This is a genomic window from Bacillus sp. 5mfcol3.1 (genome assembly GCF_900114335.1).
Lineage (GTDB): Bacteria > Bacillota > Bacilli > Bacillales > Bacillaceae_G > Bacillus_A > Bacillus_A thuringiensis_S.
On sequence record NZ_FOST01000001.1, the window covers coordinates 164253 to 185027 of the forward strand.

Genomic DNA, 20775 nt, shown 5'->3' on the forward strand with positions numbered 1-20775 from the left:
GAATTTTTGATATAAATGGTATACTAAAATATAAATAGTATTAGGAGGTTATATATGATAAGTCAGTTGAAAAGAGAAGCACTTGATGCATTAAAAGGAAGATGGGGATTAGCGGTAGGGGCAACTTTATTAATTGGAATCCTTATTGGAGCTGTTGAAATGCTAACAACAGGTATTTTCTCGATATTTTGGGGTTGGGAAGAGGCAAGTGATTCACTTACAGTAAGTATTATAGTAATGCTTGTTATTGGTCCATTAACAATAGGTGCCTATTATCTTGTTTTAAATGCAATTCGTGGGACTGATGCTCGCATTGGTCATATATTTAGATGGTTTAGCGATGGAAGTAAGTTGATGAAGTCGTTTTTAACATATTTACTAATGTATGTATACTTGACTCTATGGACATTACTTCTTATTATTCCAGGTATTATTAAATCATTTTCTTATTCTATGACATATTTTATTTTGAATGATCATCCAGAATATACAGCGAATCAAGCGATTACTGAGAGTCGTCATATGATGAATGGACATAAAATGGATTACTTTTTACTATGCTTAAGTTTCTTAGGCTGGTTCATATTAAGTATTCTTACTATAGGAATCGGTTTCTTATGGTTAGCACCGTATTTCTACGCGACATCAGCCGCATTTTATGAAGAGATTTCAAAAGAATATTATAAAAAAGAAGGCACTACTTTCTAATAACCACCTATCCCCTAAAGAATATAGGGCACAGATAGTTTAGATGTTCTGTTTAGGGGGGATTTCAGGATAAGGTATAGGTTTTTATATAAAAATTATGCCCTCTATGTTTTAGCATAGAGGGCTATTTTTTTTGTGAAAGTAATGAATAATATATGTGAAACAAAAAAAGTGAGGTGAATGAGAGTGAGCAAATTTTTAATACCGTATTCGTTTTCTATATTAAGTTTCTTTATTTCAGTAACGGCACTTGATTTATATGATAGGATGGGAAACAATAGTGAGCTGGTTTCGCCGAACATAATCGGTAAGATAATTCAATCTACTGCGCAAATGGGAGTCCTTACATTATATTTCGGAGTACCTATCATTTTAGGTGGCTGTCTACTTGGTGAGCTATTGTTTAGAGGTATCATTTTACGATTTAAACTAAGCTATATTCTATCTTTATTATTATATTTACTTTTAGCTTTTAGTATTGTTTCTGTAACGGTTGGAATTCCAACTACATATGAGGATTCTAATACTACTTTCATGGTAATAACTATGATTTGCGCTGTTACATTCTTTATGGGCCGGAATATATGGGAGAAAAAAGAAATGAATAATGGAGTGACAGAATGAAATATACATGTCCGTGCTGCGGGTATAGAACAATAGAAGAAGAACCACCAGGTACATATGAAATTTGTAATATATGTTACTGGGAAGATGATGAGGTACAGTTTAACGATCCTGACTTTGAAGGCGGGGCAAATGAAGTCTCGTTAAGACAAGCACAGAAAAACTTCATTGCATTTGGTGCTTGCGAGGAATGTTTTGTGAAATCAGTTAGAAAGCCGACTAGCGAAGATGTGAAGAATACTAGTTGGAAGCAAATTAGTTAAATAGATTTAAATAAAAATGTTATTACTCGATGTAACAAGAGTAATAACATTTTTTTATGTAATGATGAAAGAATTAACGGCGTCTTATAAGGTAAAATAATAAAGATGATAACGTAATAGGTAGGCCTGTTTCCAAAAAGGCTTCTAAATTAAAGGATAGAAAATATCGGTCGTTAAATAACATAAAGAAGAAATGATTGTAGGAAATACCTAACACTATAAATAAAGGAATACCAATTTTTAATTCGTGACTTCCTTTTATTTTTCTATAACAAAATTCGCCTATTAAACAACCGATAAGAACAGGAATACTTCCAAGAATTGAAAGCATAATAATAGATACCCAAATCGGCCCCCATGAATCCGCATAATTTGGAACGCTTGTATACTGTAAAACATTCACAATGATAGAAAAAAACAATAAGCATATTAAATAACTAATAGAAAATTTTTTCAATGGAATCATCCTTATAAAATTTCACTTTATTTTTATGAAAATATAAACCTCTTTAAATTATAGATTAGATGTATCAGGATAATCAATTTTTATACATTTCGTGTTTATGGATATATTTTCGATGAATATAAAAGTATAGATGTATAGTCAATGTTATGTATTTGATGTTATCATATTGAATGATATGGAAATTTTTAATGGAATAAGTAACTGAAAATTCAAAGGTAATGCAGCTTTTGTTGTATAAAGAAAATACTTAGTAGTAATCAACAATATTAAAAATAAGATTCGTATTTATATAAATTTAGTAGAAATGGGGTTTTAAAAAGGAATGAGTATCAGCATAACGCGGCAAAAGATTTTGGCGGCCGCTTCTCAAATTGTGCAATGTAAAGGGGTTGCTAAATTAACCTTAGAAGCAGTGGCAAAAGAGGCGGGTGTAAGTAAAGGTGGATTATTGTATCACTTTGCAAATAAAGAAGCTTTAATAGAAGGTATGATAGTCAGAGGGATAGAGGATAATGAGGGCGCTATTTACAATAAAGTAGCGGAAGACTCAGAGAGGAAAGGGAGATGGGTTCGCTCTTTTGTAGAGGAAAGATTAAGTAATGAGAGAAGAACAGAAGAGTTGTCTAGTAGTATGATGGCAGCATTCATGTTAAAACCTGAATTACTTGAGCCATTACAACAATCATTTCAGCAACTGCAAAAGAATATAGAAAACGATGAGATAGATTCAGTTTGTGCAACAATTATTAGATTAGCAGCAGATGGATTATGGTATTCGGAATATTTAGGGGTTGGCAAACTAAGCCCCGAGTTAAGAGAAAAAGTGATTCAAGCTCTTATTAGTAATTCATATAAATAGAATATACGAACTATATAATGCAAAAACAATTCACCATTACTTATTTAATGTAGTGGTGAATTGTTTTTTTTATTAGAAAAATAGAACAATTTTATAGAGTATTGAATTATAACCGTCCAGACGGTATAGTAATATTTGGTTTAAGAGGAAAATGAAACAAAAAAAGAATAAAAGATATTTTTAGCACACTATTCGAAAGGATAGGCCGCAAAGCTTAGAGTCTACGGTAATACATATTGGTTACTAAGATCGTCTGGTTGCACATTTTTGATGCAACCGGACGGTCTTTTTTTGTTATATAAATATAAAAAATAGGAGGGAACTATGCAAATGAAAAGTACTAAAAGGCATATTTCAATGGTTTCATTAGTTTTTCTAGTATTATTTTCAGTGCTGAATGTGTGGGCTCCAGTTATTCAAGCTGCTGTGATGAAAAGTCCAGTGGACGAAATTAATATTTCCCGTACTGATGGCACGACATCTGAACCGTATCAAGCCTCAGATGGTATGAAAGTAGAAGTGAAGTGGTCAGCTAAAGAAAAAATAAAAAGTGGAGATCAATTCACAATTGATATGCCAAAAGAGTTTCGAAAAGACCTTATGAATATGAGTTTTCCTTTAAAAGATGCTGAAGGAAAAACAGTTGGTACATGTGAGATGAAAAAGGGTCTATTAACATGTACTATGGGTGATTACGTAGAAGGAAAGAATAACATTAAAGGTTCTTTATTCGTAGAATTCTACTTTGGTCTAGAAGCATATGATGGTGTTAAAGAAATTCCATTAGAATTTAACGTTGATGGTCAAATCGTCAATAAAGAAGTAAATGTAAGTAATACGACAGAGAGACCGAAGCCACAGCCCAATACAGATAATCTATTGAAATGGGGTTCTTATAATCAAGAAGATCCTTCGATTGCTGATTGGCTTGTATATGTAAATGCAACTGGGACAGAAATGCAAGATCTTAAATTAACAGATACATTAGGACCTGGGCATGAGTTAATTACAGACAGCGTAGTATTAGAAGAGGCTGTATTTGAAGATGGTTATGCACCAACAAATATTAAGCCAGCAGATTTATCTAACATTAAAATAAATGCAACGAAGACTGGATTTACAATTGAGTTTCCAGACAGTTCAAAAGGTTATATTTTAAGATATAAAACAAAGATTACTAATCCTGCTGCAAAGCCTCATAAAAATACTGTGAAATTAGAAGGTAAAAATATTAAAACTGAAGAAAAAGTAGGACAAGTATTCGTAAGTGGTGGAGGGGGAACCGGTTCAGGTGACGATAATCCACCTAGCATTGAAAAAAATATAGTTGATGAGAATGGCAAGCTTGTAGAGAATGAGCAGTTAACACAAATGGATCAAGTTATTCAATACCAAGTTGGTACACATATACCGAACGATCCTCCTAAATACACATCTATGGTAATTAGTGATGATTTAGAAGATGTTTTAGAAGTATTAGAGGCAAAGGTGTATGATCAAAATGGCCAAGATATTACTTCTAAAGGAACGTTAAATATAGATAAACAAAGAAGTGAAGTAACATTTACATTTGGTGAGAGTTTTGACTATAAGTCATATGAAGACCAGATAATTAACCTTAGTATTAAGGCAAAAATTAAAAATAATGCAGACTTATCTTCTTACGTAGATAAGAAGATTCCTAATAAAGCGGAATTACATTTTGATGATAAAACATTAACATCAAAAGAAGTAACTATTACGCCGCCTGAAGCTCCAAAAGATGGTACAGTATCGCTTCATAAAATAGATTCTGAGAATCCGAACAAAGGGTTAAAAGGTGCCGAATTTGAAGTTCGAAATAGTGCAAATGAAGTTGTTGTAAAACTGAAAACGGACGAAAAAGGTTTTTCAGTACCTCAAACTTTAGCTCCTGGGACATATAAAGTTTATGAAACAGTAGCACCAGAAGGATATCAAAAATTAACAAGCCCAGTAGAGGTTACACTTCAAGCTGGAGAAACAAAAACAATTGAAATTAAAAATACTATGCAAAAGGGTCAAATTGAAGTAAAGAAAATTGATTCGGAAAATGGTGAAAAACCATTAGCAAATGCAGAGTTTGATATAGTAAAAGACGGTGTAGTAGTCGAACATATTGTTACAGATAAAGATGGTAAGGCAATCTCTAAACCGTTAGCACCAGGAAAATATATTTTAAAAGAAACAAAAGCACCTGAAGGCTACCAATTAAAAGAAACAGAGTTCGAAGTAAATGTAACAGGGGACGGCATATTCCCAATACAAGTGGAAAATGCAATGGTAGACAAAGGTAATATAGAAATTACAAAAGTGGACAAAGAAAACGGGGCAGTATTAGCCGGTGTCGAATTTGAAGTCCAAGATGAGAAAGATGACGTAGTAAGAAAAGTAGTAACAGATAAAGATGGAAAAGCAAACGTTTCAGATCTATCAGTAGGAAAGTACAAATTAGTAGAGACGAAAAGCTTACCAGGTTACAAAAATCTAGCAGAACCAGTACTATTTGAAATTACAAAAGGTATGACAAAAGCTTTAGTAATAAAAGTAGAAAATGAGCAGTTAGACAAAGGCTCAGTAGAAATTACAAAAATAGATAAAGATAGTCAAAAAGTATTAGAAGGCGTAGTCTTCGAAGTGCAAGATGAGCAAGGAAAAGTAGTAACAGAAGTAAAAACAGATAAAGATGGTAAAGCAAAAATCTCAGATTTATCAGTAGGAAAGTACAAATTAGTAGAGACGAAAAGTTTACCTGGCTACAAAAAGCTAACAGAACCAGTATCATTCGAAATTACAAAAGGTATGACAACAGTCCTATCATTGAAAGTAGAAAATGAACAGTTAGATAAAGGTTCAGTAGAAATTACAAAAGTCGATAAAGACAACAAAAAAGCATTAAAAGGCGTAGTCTTTGAAGTGCAAGATGAAGCTGGAACAGTAGTAAAGGAAGTAAAAACAGATAAAGATGGTAAAGCAAAAATCTCAGATCTATCAGTAGGAAAGTACAAATTAGTAGAGAAAGAAAGTTTACCAGGCTATAAGAAACTAACAGATCCAGTATTATTTGAAATCAAAAAAGGCATGACTGAAGTTCTATCATTAAAAATAGAAAATGAAATGGTAGATACGGGAAATGTAGAGATAACAAAGATAGATAAAGATAATAAAGCACCGTTAGCGGGAGTAACATTCATCGTCCAAGATGAAAAGGGTAATGAAGTTACAAAAGTAACGACAGATAAAGATGGAAAAGCAAATGTTTCAGATTTACCTGTAGGAAAGTATGAATTAGTAGAGGTAGAAAGTTTACCTGGTTATAAAAAGCTAGAAAAACCAGTATCATTTGAAATCAAAAAAGGCATGACCGAGGTTCTATCATTAAAAGTAGAAAATGAAATGGTGGATACAGGGAATGTAGAGATAACAAAAATAGATAAAGATAGTAAAGCTCCATTAGAAAATGTTGTATTTGAAGTACGTGATTCAAAAGGAAAAGTAGTTGCGAAAGTAAAGACGGATAAAGAAGGAAAAGCAAACGTTTCAGATTTACCTATTGGGAAGTATGAGTTGGTGGAAGTAGAAACACCGGCAGGATACAAACCACTAGAAAAGCCAGTTTCATTCGAAATTGAAAAGGGTAGAGTAACAGCGCTAAAGCTAACAGTAGAAAATGAATTAGTGGATACAGGAAATGTAGAAATTACAAAAGTAGATAAAGAAAATAAAGATGCTTTAGCTGATGCAGTATTTGAGATTCAAGATGCAGCAGGACAAGTAGTCGCTAAAATAACGACAGATAAAAAAGGACAAGCACAAGTTACTAATTTATCAGTCGGCACATACAAGTTAGTAGAAGTAAAGGCACCAAAAGGGTATAAACAATTAGTAGATCCGATTACTTTCCAAATTGAAAAAGGCATGACAAAATCTCTTGCTTTAACAGTAGAAAACGAAATGTTAGACAAGGGAAATGTGGAAGTAACAAAAGTAGATAAAGATAGTCAAAAAGTATTAGAAGGCGTAGTCTTCGAAGTTCAAGACGACAAAGGCAAAGTAGTAACAGAAGTAACGACAGATAAAGAAGGAAAAGCAAACGTTTCAGATCTATCAGTAGGAAAATACAAATTAGTAGAGACGAAGAGCTTACCAGGTTACAAGAAGTTAACAGAACCAGTATCATTCGAAATCAAAAAAGGTATGACAAAAGTCTTATCATTGAAAGTAGAGAACGAAAAGTTAGACAAAGGTTCAGTAGAGATTACAAAAGTGGACAAAGAAAGTGGCGCAGTATTAGCGGGCGTAACATTCGAAGTGCAAGATGAAAAAGATAAAGTAGTAACAAAAGTAACGACAGATAAAGAAGGAAAAGCAACAATTTCAGATTTATCAGTAGGAAAATATAAGCTAGTAGAGGTAGAGAGCTTACCAGGATATAAAAAACTAGCGAAACCAGTATCGTTTGAAATTAAAAAAGGCATGACAGAAGTCTTATCACTAAAAGTAGAGAATGAACAGTTAGATAAAGGTTCAGTAGAAATTACAAAAGTGGACAAAGACAGCCAGAAGGCATTAGAAGGCGTAACATTCGAAGTGCAAGATGAAAAAGGCAAAGTAGTAACGAAAGTAAAAACAGATAAAGAAGGAAAAGCGAAAATTTCAGATCTATCTGTAGGAAATTACAAACTAGTAGAAGTAGAAAGCTTACCAGGCTACAAAAATCTAACAGAGCCAGTATCATTCGAAATTAAAAAAGGTATGACGAAAGTCTTATCATTGAAAGTAGAGAATGAACAGTTAGACAAAGGTTCAGTAGAAATCACAAAAGTAGATAAAGATAGTCAAAAAGTATTAGAAGGCGTAGTCTTCGAAGTACAAGATGAGCAAGGCAAAGTAGTAACGGAAGTAAAAACAGATAAAAATGGTAAAGCAAAAATCTCAGACTTATCTGTAGGAAAGTACAAATTAGTAGAGAAAGAAAGCTTACCAGGTTACAAACAATTAACAGAATCAGTATCGTTTGAAATCAAAAAAGGCATGACAGAAGTTCTATCATTAAAAATAGAAAATGAAATGGTAGATACGGGAAATGTAGAAATTACAAAAATAGATAAAGATAATAAGGCACCGTTAGCAGGTGTAGTCTTTGAAGTTCAAGACGACAAAGGCAAGGTGGTAACGAAAGTAACGACAGATAAAGCTGGAAAAGCAACAGTTTCAGATTTATCTGTAGGAAAGTACAAGTTAGTAGAAGTAGAGAGTTTACCAGGCTACAAAAAATTAGAAAAGCCTGTACCATTTGAAATTAAAAAAGGTATGACAAAATCTTTAACGTTCACTGTAGAAAATGAAATGGTAGATACGGGGAATGTAGAAATCACAAAAATAGATAAAGACAGTAAAGCACCATTAGAAAATGTTGTATTTGAAGTACGTGATTCAAAAGGAAAAGTAGTTGCAAAAGTAACAACGGATAAAGAAGGAAAAGCAAACGTTTCAGATTTATCTATTGGAAAGTATGAGTTAGTAGAAGTAGAAACACCGGCAGGATACAAACCACTAGAAAAGCCAGTTTCATTCGAAATTGAAAAAGGTAGAGTTACAGCATTACAATTGACTGTAGAAAATGAATTAGTGGATGTAGGAAATGTAGAAATTACAAAAGTAGACAAAGAAACGAAAGATGCTTTAGCTGATGCTGTATTTGAGATTCAAGATGAAGCAGGACAAGTAGTCGCTAAAATAACGACAGATAAAAAAGGACAAGCACAAGTTACTAATTTATCAGTTGGAACATACAAGTTAGTAGAAGTAAAAGCACCAAAAGGATATAAGCAATTGGTAGATCCGATTACTTTCCAAATTGAAAAAGGCATGACAAAATCTCTTGCTTTAACAGTAGAAAATGAAATGTTAGACAAGGGAAATGTAGAAGTAACAAAAGTAGATAAAGATAGCCAAAAAGTATTAGAAGGCGTAGTCTTCGAAGTACAAGATGAGCAAGGCAAAGTAGTAACAGAAGTAACGACAGATAAAGAAGGAAAAGCAAACGTTTCAGATCTATCAGTAGGAAAATACAAATTAGTAGAGACGAAGAGCTTACCAGGTTACAAGAAGTTAACGGAACCAGTATCATTCGAAATTAAAAAAGGTATGACAAAAGTCTTATCATTGAAAGTAGAGAATGAAAAGTTAGACAAAGGTTCAGTGGAGATTACAAAAATGGCCGCTGAAAGCAAGGAAGTCTTATCAGGAGCTGTGTTTGAAGTTCATGATGACAAGGGAAAAGTAGTAGTGAAAGTAACAACAGATAAAGATGGAAAGGCAAAAATCGCAGATCTATCTGTAGGTAACTACACACTAGTAGAAGTAGAAGCACCAAAAGGATATGAAAAATTAACTAATCCAATTCCATTTGAAATTACAAATGGAATGATAAATGCAGTTCAATTAGAAGTATTAAACAAATTGAATCATTTAGCACCACCAGGTCCAGAAACACCAGATCCAGAAAAACCTGGAACACCAGATCCAGAAAAACCTGGAACACCAGATCCAGAAAATCCTGGAACACCGAATCCAGAAAATCCTGGAACACCAGATCCAGAAAATCCTGGAACACCAAATCCAGAAAAGCCTGGAACACCAGATCCAGAAAATCCTGGAACACCAAATCCAGAAAAGCCTGGAACACCAGATCCAGAAAAGCCTGGAACACCAAATCCAGAAAAACCTGGAATACCGAATCCAGAAAATCCTGAAAAAGAATTACCGAAGACAGGGCAGAAAATGCCTGTGGAACCATATATGGGAGCACTTCTTGTAATGATGAGTTTTGGGTTACTCGTATTAGGTAGAAAACAGCGGAGATAATAAAGGTGAAAAGGTATCCTCAAAGTATTTGAGGATACCTTTTTTATTTGACATAAAAAAGGTATTTAGCAAAAGAACTCGATACAAATAAAAACAAAAAGGAATACAAAGTTTGCCCTATTTTCTTAATGCGGCTATATCAAAAAAGTTAGCTATATATATTTAATGTGAAAGTAAAAGATTAAAGGCCTTCTTAATGTTTGGATGAAAAAAGAGTTATCTTTGTAATTAATTTGAGTACTTTAGGAAAGAAGTCTATTTCCTAAAGTACTCAAAGGATGATATTCCAATAGCAGGTGGGAGATGAAAAGCGTTTTAGCACTGTAGTAGCACCTTAAAATGTAGATAGGGGAAAATAATGTAAAAAAACTATTGTATATTTAAAAATCTTATGTTACATTTGTGTTACAGAAAAGTTACAAACTGTAACTTACATTACGGTTTGTTTTCTTTTGTTTTTCGGTATGTTACGAAATGAGATTCGTAGCAAAACAACCGAGAATATGTAAAGTTAAAAAAATAGCAACCTAAAAATAGTTTTTCTATGTGTATAAGAGTGTGTGTAGTAAAGGGCCTGGTGAGAGCTTTACGCACATTATTAAAATTCCTTTCTGTCTTTAAAAGAAGAAAACCAACTACCAACTATTTAGGAGTTTTAAGTAATGATAGTAAATGAAATGTACTTCCTTTCCCACACACAGTACATCTTTACTTTCAGTCTAATTACTACACAGACTTTTATACATATGCTGTTATTGTTTTAGGGATATATAGGAGGAGAAAAAATGAAAAAGTTATTAATGGTAATTGGACTTACATTTTTAATGTTAGCTGGATGTAGTAATGGGAATTTTGACAAAGTAATGGATGAAGGAAAGACCGCGTTAACGAATAAAGAATATAAAAATGCCTTATCATCATTTGAAAAAGCGTTAGATGAGAAAAAAGACGATTCAGATGCAAAAGTTCTAGTAGAACAAACGAAAGCAATGATTGAAGCTGTAAAGTTAAAAGAAGAAACAAAGATAGAAGAATCAATCAAGTCATTTGAAAAAGTAGAGAACATGAAGAATGGAAATACTACGCTTATAAAACAAGCAAAGGAAGAACGAACAGCATTACTAGCCATCTTAGAACAAAAAAAGAAGTATAGCGAGCAACTGACGAAAAGTGAAGAGTTAATAAGTAAGAAAAATTATGCAGAAGCAAAAGAGATATTAAATAAGCTAGTTGCAGAAACAAAAGATAACAAGAAACTTGAAGAATATAATAAAAAAGCGGTAGGATTAGTTACTAAAATTAATGAAGAAGAAAAAAATGCAAAAAGTGAAGCACCAGCGAAGGCACAAAAAACCACTGCAGTAACGACTCAAAAGGTAGCAACAGAAAAGAATCAAAAAGCAGAGACAGAAAAAAATCAAAAGGTAGCGACTGAAAAGAACCAAAAAACTGAGACAGAAAAGAATCAGAAGGTAGAGGCAGAAAAAAATCAAAAAACTGAGACAGAAAAAAAACAAAATGCATTTACTTTTGAGAAAGCTAAAGAATATATTAAAAATGAATATAAAGAAGACTATGATTACACGCTAGAGAATACGCAAGTAGAGAATGGAAAGAAATATTATCAAATTAGAGTGCGTACGACATATAAAATAGAAGGCGCAGCTGGACCAGGATTTACTGGAGTATTCAAAGTATTCGAAGATGGTACAATTATTGAACTGCACTAAATTGATGGAAAAGGTATCCTCAAAGTATTTGAGGATACCTTTTTTAGCATAAAAAAAGCATCTAGCAAAAGTACTAGATGCAAATAAAAACACAAGGGAAGACAAAATTCTTCCCTTTTCCCGTATGTAATTATATCAAAAAATTTATAAAAAACTAGCTATATTTAAAATATAATTTTTAAAAAAGTTATATACATAAATAATTGCAATACTCGCAGTTTTATCTTTCTGAAAAATCCATTTCTTTAATTTTGAATATTAAGACTAATGTTGATAAATCTTCAGATAATTAGAGAAAATATCCAAAAGGATATATAATATTGCTTAAGAGATAGTGTTAATGGATTACATATATTTCATTTGGTGTATTAATTGAATATCATAATTTTTAATTTTATTAAGCAAGAATCTCGGTTACTTATTGCATTTCTAACATAGGGTGAGATAGAAAAATACAATAGTGTGGAGGTTTTTATAATGACGTTTGTTCTTAGTAAAATGAGTGGATTTAGCATAGAAGAAAAGGTACATGAATTCGAATCTAAAGGATTCCTTGAAATCTCAAATGAAATCTTTTTACAAGAGGAAGAGAATCATCGCTTATTAACACAAGCACAGTTAGATTATTATAATTTGGAAGATGATGCGTACGGTGAATGCCGTGCTAGATCTTATTCAAGGTATATAAAGTATGTTGATTCACCAGATTATATTTTAGATAATAGTAATGATTACTTCCAATCTAAAGAATATAACTATGATGATGGCGGGAAAGTTAGACAGTTTAATAGCATAAATGATAGCTTTTTATATAATCCTTTAATTCAAAATATGGTGCGTTTCGATACTGAATTTGCATTTAAAACAAATATAATAGATACAAGTAAAGACTTAATTATAGGTTTACATCAAGTAAGATATAAAGCTACTAAAGAAAGACCATCTTTTAGTTCACCTATTTGGTTACATAAAGATGATGAACCAGTAGTGTTTTTACACCTTATGAATTTAAGTAATACAGCTATTGGTGGAGATAATTTAATAGCTAATTCTCCTCGGGAAATTAATCAGTTTATAAGTTTGAAGGAGCCGTTAGAAACTTTAGTATTTGGACAAAAGGTCTTCCATGCCGTAACGCCACTTGGAACAGAATGTAGTACGGAGGCTTTTCGTGATATTTTATTAGTAACATTTTCTTATAAGGAGACAAAATGAGAGAGAATAAAATAATTATGATTTCTGGAGCCAACAGCGGTATAGGTCATGCTTGTATAAAATACTTTTTAGAAAAATCATTTCATGTAATAGCTCTTGATATTAATAATAATAACTTAATAGATTATATGAAAACAGATATGCCTTTGAAAGTAGTGCAAATTGATTTAAGTAATAGCGAAGCGATTCATAATCTTTTTACTCAATTAGATTTAGAAAAACTTTCTCCTGATATATTAATAAATGCAGCTGGTATTCGAGAGATAACACCTGTTTTACATTTATCCGATGATATGTTTAAAAAAGTAATTGATGTAAATTTAGTAGCCCCATTTATCCTTTCTAGGGAAGTAGCTAAGCGATGGTGTGAATCGAAAATAAAAGGTTGTATTGTGAATATAGCATCGGTTTCTGGATTAATGGCTGAACCAGAGCGAGCTGCTTATGTGGCATCAAAGCATGCCTTAATCGGATTGACTAAACAGATGGCTATGGAATTTGGGAAGCAAAATATAAGAGTAAATAGCATTTCTCCCGGTGTTATTAGAACTGAACTTACAGAAGAATACTTTAGTAATAAAGCCTTGATGTCTATGATAAAAAGTAATCAATCTTTAGATACTTGGGGATTGCCGCAGGATATTGTTTCATGTATTGAGTACTTGATTTCTGATCAGGCCCGCTTTATTACTGGTTCTAATTTTGTAATTGATGGTGGTTGGACTGCAGGGAAAAATTTGTAATTGAGTGTTTTTGAGGAAAAGCACCTGTCCTTTTTTAGGCTGGTGTTTTTCTCACTATAAACCGAGTTTTTATTGGAGGGGAATTAATTTGCTTCAAAAAAGTTTTAAGCAAGAGAAAACGGTACCGGCCTTAAAGATGATAGCATCAATGGTTATCTTTGGATCAGTTGGATTTTTTTCTGTTCAAACAAACTTACCTTCGTTTGAATTAGTGTTTGTAAGGTGTATTTTTGCGACAATATTTTTAAGTGTATGCTGGTTGCTTACAGGGCAATATAAACAAGATAAATGGGAACGAAAAGAAGTTATTCAAGTTTTAATATGTGGTTTTTTCTTAGTATTTAATTGGGTTTTCTTATTTAAAGCCTTTGAAAATATGTCAGTTACAATTGCTATCTCAGTTTATCATCTTGCACCAGTAATTGTACTGTTAATTGGAAGTATCGTCTTTAAAGAAAAATTAACATTAATATCTATCATTTCAATAGTTGTGTGTTTTGTGGGAGCTTTATTAATTGCTGGTATCGATGGAAGCTTCTCTTTCGGTTCATTAATATCTTCAGGTATGATATGGGGATTTCTTGCAGCTCTCTTTTATGCATTTACAACTTTATTTGGTAAAGGGATTAACAAAATGAGTGCGTATGCAATGACATTTTTACAAACATTCTTGGGGATATTTCTTTTAATACCATTTATAGATTTAGATGCTTTTAGTGGCCTCACTCAAAGTAATTGGACATATATTATAGCTACTGGTTTTATTCACACAGGGATAGTGTATTATCTGTTTTTTGATAGTTTACGCCATTTATCTACAAAAACAATCTCAATATTAGTTTTTTTAGATCCGGCAGTGGCAATATTATTAGATACTGTACTTACTGGATTCCGTCCAACTTTAATGCAAATAACAGGAATTCTTTTTATTTTTATTGGCATGACTTTAACATTAAAAAAATCTAAAGATAAAAAACTGAGCCAAAAAGAAAAGCGAATTGAAAGCGATGCTAGTATATCTCAACAATAATGAAATATATTGTGTATAAAACGATAAACCTTGCATGAATCATGCAGGGTTTATTTGGTTCAATATAATTCATATTTATAATATGTAATTTTAAAAACTGAGGTATGTTTTTTAACATGCTTTTGATTCAACTATTTTTATTTGACTATAAATTTACAAAATTGTATATAAAACCTTATTTTTTGATAATATATAAGTAATAAATTCCTAGAATTGGAGTGATGAGATGCAGCCGTTAGAAAGGGAGATTCATTCTAATATGCTGAAAGTGTGGAGGATTCACGCTTTAATTGGGGCGGCAGTTATACTAACAGTCGTAATTGCGTATTTCTTTTTTATGATTAACTTTAACTGGTGGGGCTGGTTGTTTGGACTATTAGTAACAGGAGCTATTATATTTATTCCACTTGATTATTTTGTGTTTCCAAATTTACGTCAGCGCTATTATAGTTACAGATTAAATGAAGAAGAGATTGAGATTCAAAAGGGAATGTTCGTTGTAAAACGCGTACTTATTCCGATGATCCGTGTGCAGCACGTAACGATTGAGCAAGGGCCGATTATGAGAAAGTATAATTTAGCAGAATTACACATTTCAACAGCCGCAACGTCTCATAGTATTCCAGGTTTAACGAAAGAAGAAGCAGAACAGCTGAAAAGACAAATTGGAGAACTTGCGAAAGTGAGTGATAAGGATGTATAAGAGGCAACATCCGATTACGATATTGTTAGGTATTAGAGTTGCGAGTTTGGTGCCACTTATTATTCTTGTTTTATTTAAACCTGATGAACAAGTGGAACCTTGGTATTTATTTTATCTTTTTCTTCTGGTTGTTTTATTCATCATGGCTATTTTTTCAGCAATTAAATGGTATTTTAAAGTGTACTGGATTGAGAATAATATTTTACATATAAAGCACGGTGTTTTTGTAAAGAAGGAAAGCTATTTAAATAAAGAGCGTGTACAAAATATTAGTACGTCTTCTAACATCATTTATCAAATGCTCGGACTTATGAAGTTAAATATAGAAGTAGCCGGTGGTGGTAATGAACCAGAAGTGATGTTGGCTGGTATTAAAGAAGGCGAGGCAAAACAATTAATTTCTTTATTACATAAGAAAGAAACTACTGTAAAAGAAGAAATAGAAGAGGAAGAAAGCAAGACGGTTTATCAGTTAACAGCGAAAGAGGTTTTAGCTGCAGCGATTACATCTGGTCGGTTCGGACTAGTGTTCTCTGGACTAGTACTTCTTTACACAAAGTTTGATTTTGTTCTTCCTGAAGGATTCACAAGTAAAGTGGAAGCGTATGTGATGGGAAACGGTGTTTATAAACTAATTGTAATTGCATTAATTTTAATGGCAATTTCGTGGATTATTTCCACGGCTGGATATGTGTTGAAATATGCAAACTTTAAAATTGAGCGAAAAGGGGAAGAGATTCGTATCGTTCAAGGATTATTTGAAAAGAAAGAGTTTGTCTTAAAATTGCACCGCATTCAAGCGATTACTGTAAAAGAAGGTATGCTTCGCCAGCCGTTTGGCTATTGTGCTGTTGAAGTGGAAGCAATTCAAAGTATTGGAGCAGCAAGTAACGAAGTAATGTTGCATCCATTTATGAAGAAAAAAGATGTACAGCACCTGATCACATATTTAGAGTTACCATATGAAATCGAAGCGGAGATCGTTCACTTACCAAAAACAGCGTTGCGTCGTTATTTCATTATGGGCTGGTTAATAAGTATCATACTCACAGTTCTAATTGCCAGCGTGAGTATATATTTTAAACAATATATTGCGTTGTTTGTTATTTTACCGTTATTTATCGTGTTTTCGTTACTTGCGTATGCTAGATATAAAAGTGGCGGTTATGAATTAAGAGAAAATCAACTAACGGTTGTATATCGTAATTTTTCGAAATATACAGGAATAATGCGAAGAAGACATGTTCAAGCAGTAGGTTATAATCAATCGTATTTTCAAAGAAAAGATGAATTATGTACAACTCTTGTAGCGGTAGCTGGGCGGGGTTATGAAGTAAAGCATATGAGAAAAAAAGATTCACTTCGTATATATAATTGGTACAAAGAAAAAGGAAACACCGGTGTGTAATGGTGTTTCCTTTTTGTTATTAAATGGATATCTTTAGTCGAATCGTTGATATATTTCAAGATGTGATAGATATATTCGAAAAATCGTTGATATATTTCAAGATGTGATAGATATATTCGAAAAATCGTTAATATAATTTCACGTACTGCTAGTGTTGTATTACTTTTTAATTAAACTAACACATCAAAAGTAGTCACAAAAGAAGGCCGAGAGAAAATACTCTTTTGCTGTTCGGCATGTGGATGCGCTGGAGCTTGTCCTTCTGCTTGCGTGGGACGTTTTTTATGAGCATTTTCGAATGAACGTGATTCTGTCCAGTCTTTAAAGTTTTGCTCTGTTTCCCACATCGTTAAGATGACATATGTATCGTTACTTAATGGGCGTAAAACACGGATCGCTTGGAATCCTGGTTCGTTTTCAATAAGGCCTGCGCGGTTTTTAAAGCGGTTTTCAAATACTGGGCGACCTTCGTCTGTGACAGAAATGTTGTTACAAACGATATAGCCAGATTGTCCTTTAAATTCACCGACAGCATCTAGTACGTCATACTGAAGTGAGCCTTCTACAGATTCTTCTGTATCTTCTTTATAAAACATATTTTTCTCATCATTTTTTGCAGTGAAATGTGATTGTTCTAGAGGTGTTTCGTATGAAATAATCGCCTTCATTTTAATGCCCCCTTAATAGTTTGTTTCTATTATATCAACTCTCTTAAAAAACTTCGAAGATTATATACATAAAGATACTTCTTTTTCAAATAATAAATGTACCATCATTTGGAAAGAAGGACGATGTATGAAGAAAGTAAAGTGGACTTTATTAGGCGGCGTCGCAACGTTTGTAGTAGCAATTGTACTCTATAAACTTATCGTGTTAGCTGGTGGCTATATGATGGATGAAAAGCAGCTCGTTTTCCACTCTTCATCACGTATTGTTGACCAGAAAGGAAAAGAAATTACGAAATTATACGTAGAAAATAGGGAACTCGTACCAGTCGAGCAAATTCCGAAGTATGTGCAGCAAGCGTTTGTTGCGGTGGAAGATTCCCGTTTTTATGAGCATCAAGGAATTGATTATCCGTCTATATTCCGGGCTCTTTATAAAGATACGTTAGCTGGAGAAAAGGTAGAGGGCGGTAGTACCATTACGCAGCAACTCGCTAAAAATGTCTTTTTAACTCGTGAAAAAACATTTACGCGCAAATTGAAGGAAGTCGCAATTTCTCTTCAATTAGAGCAAAAATATACGAAGCAACAAATTCTTGAAATGTATATGAATCATATTTATTTTGGTCATGGGGCTTACGGTATTCAAGCGGCAGCAAAGTTGTATTTTAATAAAAATGTTGAGGATTTAACAGTAGAGGAAGGGGCAATGCTTGCAGGCCTTCCGAAGTCACCAAACGGATATTCACCGTACTACTCTGCAGAGAAGAGTAAGGAACGCCGCGATCTAGTGTTGTCACTTATGCATAAACAAGGCTATTTGACTGCAGAAGAAAGCGTTCGTTATCAAGGGAAGACAATTGCTCTATATAAAAATTTAGATGAGAATGAGCTTGCATATATGCCGTATATTGATATGGTCATAGATGAAGCCGCCCGTTTATACGGATTGTCTCATCAAGAAGTACTTCGCGGAGGATATACGTTTGTCGTACCTATGGATGAAAAAATTCAAAAGGTAGCATATAACCAGTTTCAAGATGCAAGGAATTTTCCTGGGAAAGAAGAAGGGGCGCAAGGTGCGTTTTTATTAATGGATAATCGCACGGGAGGGATTAAAGCGGCGATTGGGGGAAGAAAGTACGTCCCGAGAGGATTTAATCGTGTTTTTGCCAAAAGGCAGCCCGGATCTGTTTTAAAACCACTTATCGTTTATGCACCAGCACTAGAAACGAAAAAGTATAATCCGTATTCTTTATTAACAAATGAAAGAAATTCTTTTGAAGGGTATGAACCTCGAAATTATAATCATGAGTATTCAAAAGAAATGACGATGTATGATGCGATTTTAGAGTCGGCAAACGTACCAGCAGTTTCTTTATTAAATGAGTTAGGGGTAGAAGAAGGAAAGCAGTATTTAGAAAAAGGAAATGTCCATATTGCAGATGCTGGTTTAAGTACAGCGCTTGGCGGATTGAAAAATGGCGTTTCAACATTTGATCTTGTAAAAATGTATCGTTCATTTTTAGCAAATGGAAATATTATCGAGCCACACGTTATTGATAAAGTATTAAATAGACACGGTGCAGTCATTGGGGAATCTCCAAAAGTAGAGACGAAAATCTTCTCGAAGCAGACAGCATGGTATATGACGAAAATGTTAGAAGGGGTTGTGAAGGAAGGAACAGCGAGAGTTGGTGTATATAACGGTGCGTTAGCTGGGAAAACAGGTACAACTTCATTGCCAAATGACGATAAGGGAGCAAGAGATATGTGGTTCGTCGGCTATACACCGAACTTAGTAGGCGCTGTTTGGATTGGTTATGACCGCACGGATAAGGAGCATCAGTTGCAAGGAGAAAGTGCATCTGCGACAAAATTATTTAAGAAAATTTTAACGAAGGCTAATGTAGAACATAAAGAGAAGTTTATGAAGCCTGAAGGTGTGGAAACAATCGGTGCTCCGATTCGGCTGCGAAGAATTGAAGATGTAAAAATGAAACTATCATTTAGTCCTTTCGGTTTATTTAAAGCAAAATTAAGCTGGACGCCACTTCCAGATAACAGAATTATGTACCGAATCTATAGAGTGGAGAATGGAATTCATACGCATGTTAGCACTGTAAACGGTGCTGGAGGATATGAGGAAAAGTTCGTTAACATATTTTCAAAACCGAGCTTTTACGTTGTACCATATAATACACAAACGAATCGCGAAGGAGAAAAGTCAAAAGTAGCTAAACCATAGTTTTTCTCTGTGTTATAATAAGAATGTTGTGAAAATAGTAAGCGTTTTTAAGAATGTTTGTGTCAATTTAATGAACAACGTACATAATATTATGCATTTTGTTTTTACAAGCTGTATAGTAAAAAAAGATAAATATCGAGCGTATTCGAAGCATTGGTAAGGAAGGGAGCAACGGTCTTGGTAAGAACTATAAATGAGACATTTTTAAAAGCATGTAGGGGGGAACGTACCGATTATGTACCAGCATGGTATATGCGTCAAGCAGGTCGTTCACAGCCGGAATATAGAAAGATTAAAGAAAAGTATTCTTTATTTGAAATTACACATAATCCAGAGTTATGTGCTTACGTTACAAAATTGCCGGTTGATCAATATAACGTAGACGCAGCAATTCTTTATAAAGATATTATGTCACCACTACCTGCAATTGGTGTGGACGTAGAAATTAAATCAGGTATTGGCCCAGTTATCGATAATCCAATCCGTTCTTTACAAGACGTAGAAAAACTAGGGGAAATCAATCCAGAAGATGACGTACCATACATACTAGATACAATTCGTTTATTAACGACAGAAATGTTAGACGTACCGTTAATCGGTTTTTCAGGAGCTCCATTTACATTAGCGAGCTATATGATTGAAGGCGGTCCATCTCGTAACTACCATAATACGAAAGCGTTCATGTATGCAGAGCCAAAAGCTTGGTTCGCTTTAATGGATAAACTAGCAGATATGGTTATTACATATTTAAAAGCGCAAATTAACGCAGGAGCAAAAGCAGTTCAAATTTTCGATTCTTGGGTTGGAACAGTAAATGTAGCAGATTATCGCGTATTTATTAAACCAGCAATGGAGCGTATTTTTGCAGAAGTTCGTAAGATGGGTGTACCGATGATTATGCACGGCGTAGGAGCTGCACACTTAGTGAATGAGTGGCACGACTTACCGCTTGATGTAGTCGGCTTAGACTGGCGCTTACCGATTGAAGAAGCACGTGCACGTGGCGTTCATAAGGCGGTACAAGGTAATATGGACCCTTCATTCTTACTTGCACCATGGTCTGTTATTGAAGAACATGTAAAAGGTATTTTAGATCAAGGGATGAAACAGCCGGGTTATATCTTTAACTTAGGTCACGGTGTATTCCCAGAAGTAAATCCGGATACATTAAAACGTTTAACTACATTTATTCATGAATACTCTAAAGGGCAGTTAGCGAAGTAAA

General features: G+C 33.6%; 15 protein-coding genes and 1 riboswitch. Of the genes, 13 read left to right on the top strand and 2 right to left on the bottom strand.

Features of this window, described 5'->3' with window-relative positions:
- Positions 1 to 54: 54 nt before the first annotated feature.
- The 3 genes from BM089_RS00875 (at position 55) to BM089_RS00885 (ending at position 1595) form a co-directional block, all read left to right on the top strand.
- Positions 55 to 708 carry a DUF975 family protein gene (locus tag BM089_RS00875; RefSeq protein WP_000625399.1) on the top strand — a complete coding sequence of 218 codons (654 nt, stop codon included), beginning with the start codon at positions 55 to 57 and terminating at the stop codon, positions 706 to 708.
- Between the two features lie 180 nt (positions 709 to 888).
- Positions 889 to 1332, top strand: a complete 444-nt coding sequence (locus tag BM089_RS00880; protein ID WP_071713728.1) for a hypothetical protein — start codon at positions 889 to 891, stop codon at positions 1330 to 1332.
- The gene (locus tag BM089_RS00885; RefSeq protein ID WP_000877838.1) at positions 1329 to 1595 is read left to right on the top strand and encodes a CPCC family cysteine-rich protein; all 267 of its coding nucleotides are present in this window, start codon (positions 1329 to 1331) and stop codon (positions 1593 to 1595) included. Before BM089_RS00880 ends, BM089_RS00885 begins: the two co-directional genes overlap by 4 nt.
- A gap of 73 nt (positions 1596 to 1668) precedes the next feature.
- Here BM089_RS00885 and BM089_RS00890 read toward each other — a convergent pair whose 3' ends face one another.
- Entirely contained in the window at positions 1669 to 2052 is a 384-nt protein-coding gene (locus BM089_RS00890; protein WP_000714567.1) for a hypothetical protein, read from the bottom strand.
- A 331-nt stretch (positions 2053 to 2383) separates the two neighbouring features.
- Between BM089_RS00890 and BM089_RS00895 the strand changes: the two genes are divergently transcribed.
- From BM089_RS00895 to BM089_RS00930, 8 genes are all read left to right on the top strand, one after another.
- Positions 2384 to 2920 carry a TetR/AcrR family transcriptional regulator gene (locus BM089_RS00895; RefSeq protein WP_090975749.1) on the top strand — a complete coding sequence of 179 codons (537 nt, stop codon included), beginning with the start codon at positions 2384 to 2386 and terminating at the stop codon, positions 2918 to 2920.
- Between the two features lie 172 nt (positions 2921 to 3092).
- Positions 3093 to 3185: riboswitch (cyclic di-GMP riboswitch) on the top strand.
- 59 nt (positions 3186 to 3244) lie between these two features.
- Complete coding sequence (locus BM089_RS00900; RefSeq protein ID WP_090975752.1) at positions 3245 to 9808, top strand: SpaA isopeptide-forming pilin-related protein; 6564 nt, start codon at positions 3245 to 3247, stop codon at positions 9806 to 9808.
- A 785-nt stretch (positions 9809 to 10593) separates the two neighbouring features.
- Entirely contained in the window at positions 10594 to 11538 is a 945-nt protein-coding gene (locus BM089_RS00905) for a hypothetical protein (protein ID WP_090975754.1), read from the top strand.
- Between the two features lie 477 nt (positions 11539 to 12015).
- Positions 12016 to 12753 (top strand): 2OG-Fe dioxygenase family protein, encoded by a 738-nt coding sequence (locus tag BM089_RS00910; protein WP_053565070.1) that lies wholly within the window; start codon positions 12016 to 12018, stop codon positions 12751 to 12753.
- Positions 12750 to 13496 carry an SDR family NAD(P)-dependent oxidoreductase gene (locus tag BM089_RS00915; protein ID WP_001208940.1) on the top strand — a complete coding sequence of 249 codons (747 nt, stop codon included), beginning with the start codon at positions 12750 to 12752 and terminating at the stop codon, positions 13494 to 13496. Before BM089_RS00910 ends, BM089_RS00915 begins: the two co-directional genes overlap by 4 nt.
- An 88-nt stretch (positions 13497 to 13584) precedes the next feature.
- On the top strand, positions 13585 to 14526 hold the full coding sequence (locus tag BM089_RS00920) for a DMT family transporter (protein WP_090975756.1): 942 nt from the start codon (positions 13585 to 13587) through the stop codon (positions 14524 to 14526).
- A gap of 226 nt (positions 14527 to 14752) precedes the next feature.
- Positions 14753 to 15229 carry a PH domain-containing protein gene (locus tag BM089_RS00925; protein ID WP_090975758.1) on the top strand — a complete coding sequence of 159 codons (477 nt, stop codon included), beginning with the start codon at positions 14753 to 14755 and terminating at the stop codon, positions 15227 to 15229.
- Complete coding sequence (locus tag BM089_RS00930) at positions 15222 to 16637, top strand: PH domain-containing protein (RefSeq protein WP_090975760.1); 1416 nt, start codon at positions 15222 to 15224, stop codon at positions 16635 to 16637. The genes BM089_RS00925 and BM089_RS00930 overlap by 8 nt, the downstream gene beginning before the upstream one ends.
- 170 nt (positions 16638 to 16807) lie before the next feature.
- On the opposite strand, the gene hmoB is transcribed toward BM089_RS00930, so the two are convergent.
- Positions 16808 to 17305, bottom strand: a complete 498-nt coding sequence (gene hmoB, locus BM089_RS00935; protein WP_090975762.1) for a heme-degrading monooxygenase HmoB — start codon at positions 17303 to 17305, stop codon at positions 16808 to 16810.
- A 127-nt stretch (positions 17306 to 17432) separates the two neighbouring features.
- Between hmoB and BM089_RS00940 the strand changes: the two genes are divergently transcribed.
- Together BM089_RS00940 and hemE are read left to right on the top strand one after the other, a co-directional pair.
- Positions 17433 to 19550, top strand: coding sequence for a transglycosylase domain-containing protein (locus BM089_RS00940; protein WP_090975764.1), 2118 nt, complete (start codon positions 17433 to 17435; stop codon positions 19548 to 19550).
- A 177-nt stretch (positions 19551 to 19727) separates the two neighbouring features.
- Complete coding sequence (gene hemE / locus BM089_RS00945; RefSeq protein ID WP_000252605.1) at positions 19728 to 20774, top strand: uroporphyrinogen decarboxylase; 1047 nt, start codon at positions 19728 to 19730, stop codon at positions 20772 to 20774.
- The last annotated feature ends 1 nt before the right edge of the window (position 20775 follow it).

What these genes read in the sequence shown, in the direction of transcription:
- BM089_RS00875 (WP_000625399.1), top strand. Translation starts at nt 55, where the DNA reads ATGATAAGTCAGTTGAAAAGAGAAGCACTTGATGCATTAAAAGGAAGA.
- BM089_RS00880 (WP_071713728.1), top strand. Translation starts at nt 889, where the DNA reads ATGAGAGTGAGCAAATTTTTAATACCGTATTCGTTTTCTATATTAAGT.
- BM089_RS00885 (WP_000877838.1), top strand. Translation starts at nt 1,329, where the DNA reads ATGAAATATACATGTCCGTGCTGCGGGTATAGAACAATAGAAGAAGAA.
- BM089_RS00895 (WP_090975749.1), top strand. Translation starts at nt 2,384, where the DNA reads ATGAGTATCAGCATAACGCGGCAAAAGATTTTGGCGGCCGCTTCTCAA.
- BM089_RS00900 (WP_090975752.1), top strand. Translation starts at nt 3,245, where the DNA reads ATGCAAATGAAAAGTACTAAAAGGCATATTTCAATGGTTTCATTAGTT.
- BM089_RS00905 (WP_090975754.1), top strand. Translation starts at nt 10,594, where the DNA reads ATGAAAAAGTTATTAATGGTAATTGGACTTACATTTTTAATGTTAGCT.
- BM089_RS00910 (WP_053565070.1), top strand. Translation starts at nt 12,016, where the DNA reads ATGACGTTTGTTCTTAGTAAAATGAGTGGATTTAGCATAGAAGAAAAG.
- BM089_RS00915 (WP_001208940.1), top strand. Translation starts at nt 12,750, where the DNA reads ATGAGAGAGAATAAAATAATTATGATTTCTGGAGCCAACAGCGGTATA.
- BM089_RS00925 (WP_090975758.1), top strand. Translation starts at nt 14,753, where the DNA reads ATGCAGCCGTTAGAAAGGGAGATTCATTCTAATATGCTGAAAGTGTGG.
- BM089_RS00930 (WP_090975760.1), top strand. Translation starts at nt 15,222, where the DNA reads ATGTATAAGAGGCAACATCCGATTACGATATTGTTAGGTATTAGAGTT.
- hmoB (WP_090975762.1), bottom strand. Translation starts at nt 17,305, where the DNA reads ATGAAGGCGATTATTTCATACGAAACACCTCTAGAACAATCACATTTC.
- BM089_RS00940 (WP_090975764.1), top strand. Translation starts at nt 17,433, where the DNA reads ATGAAGAAAGTAAAGTGGACTTTATTAGGCGGCGTCGCAACGTTTGTA.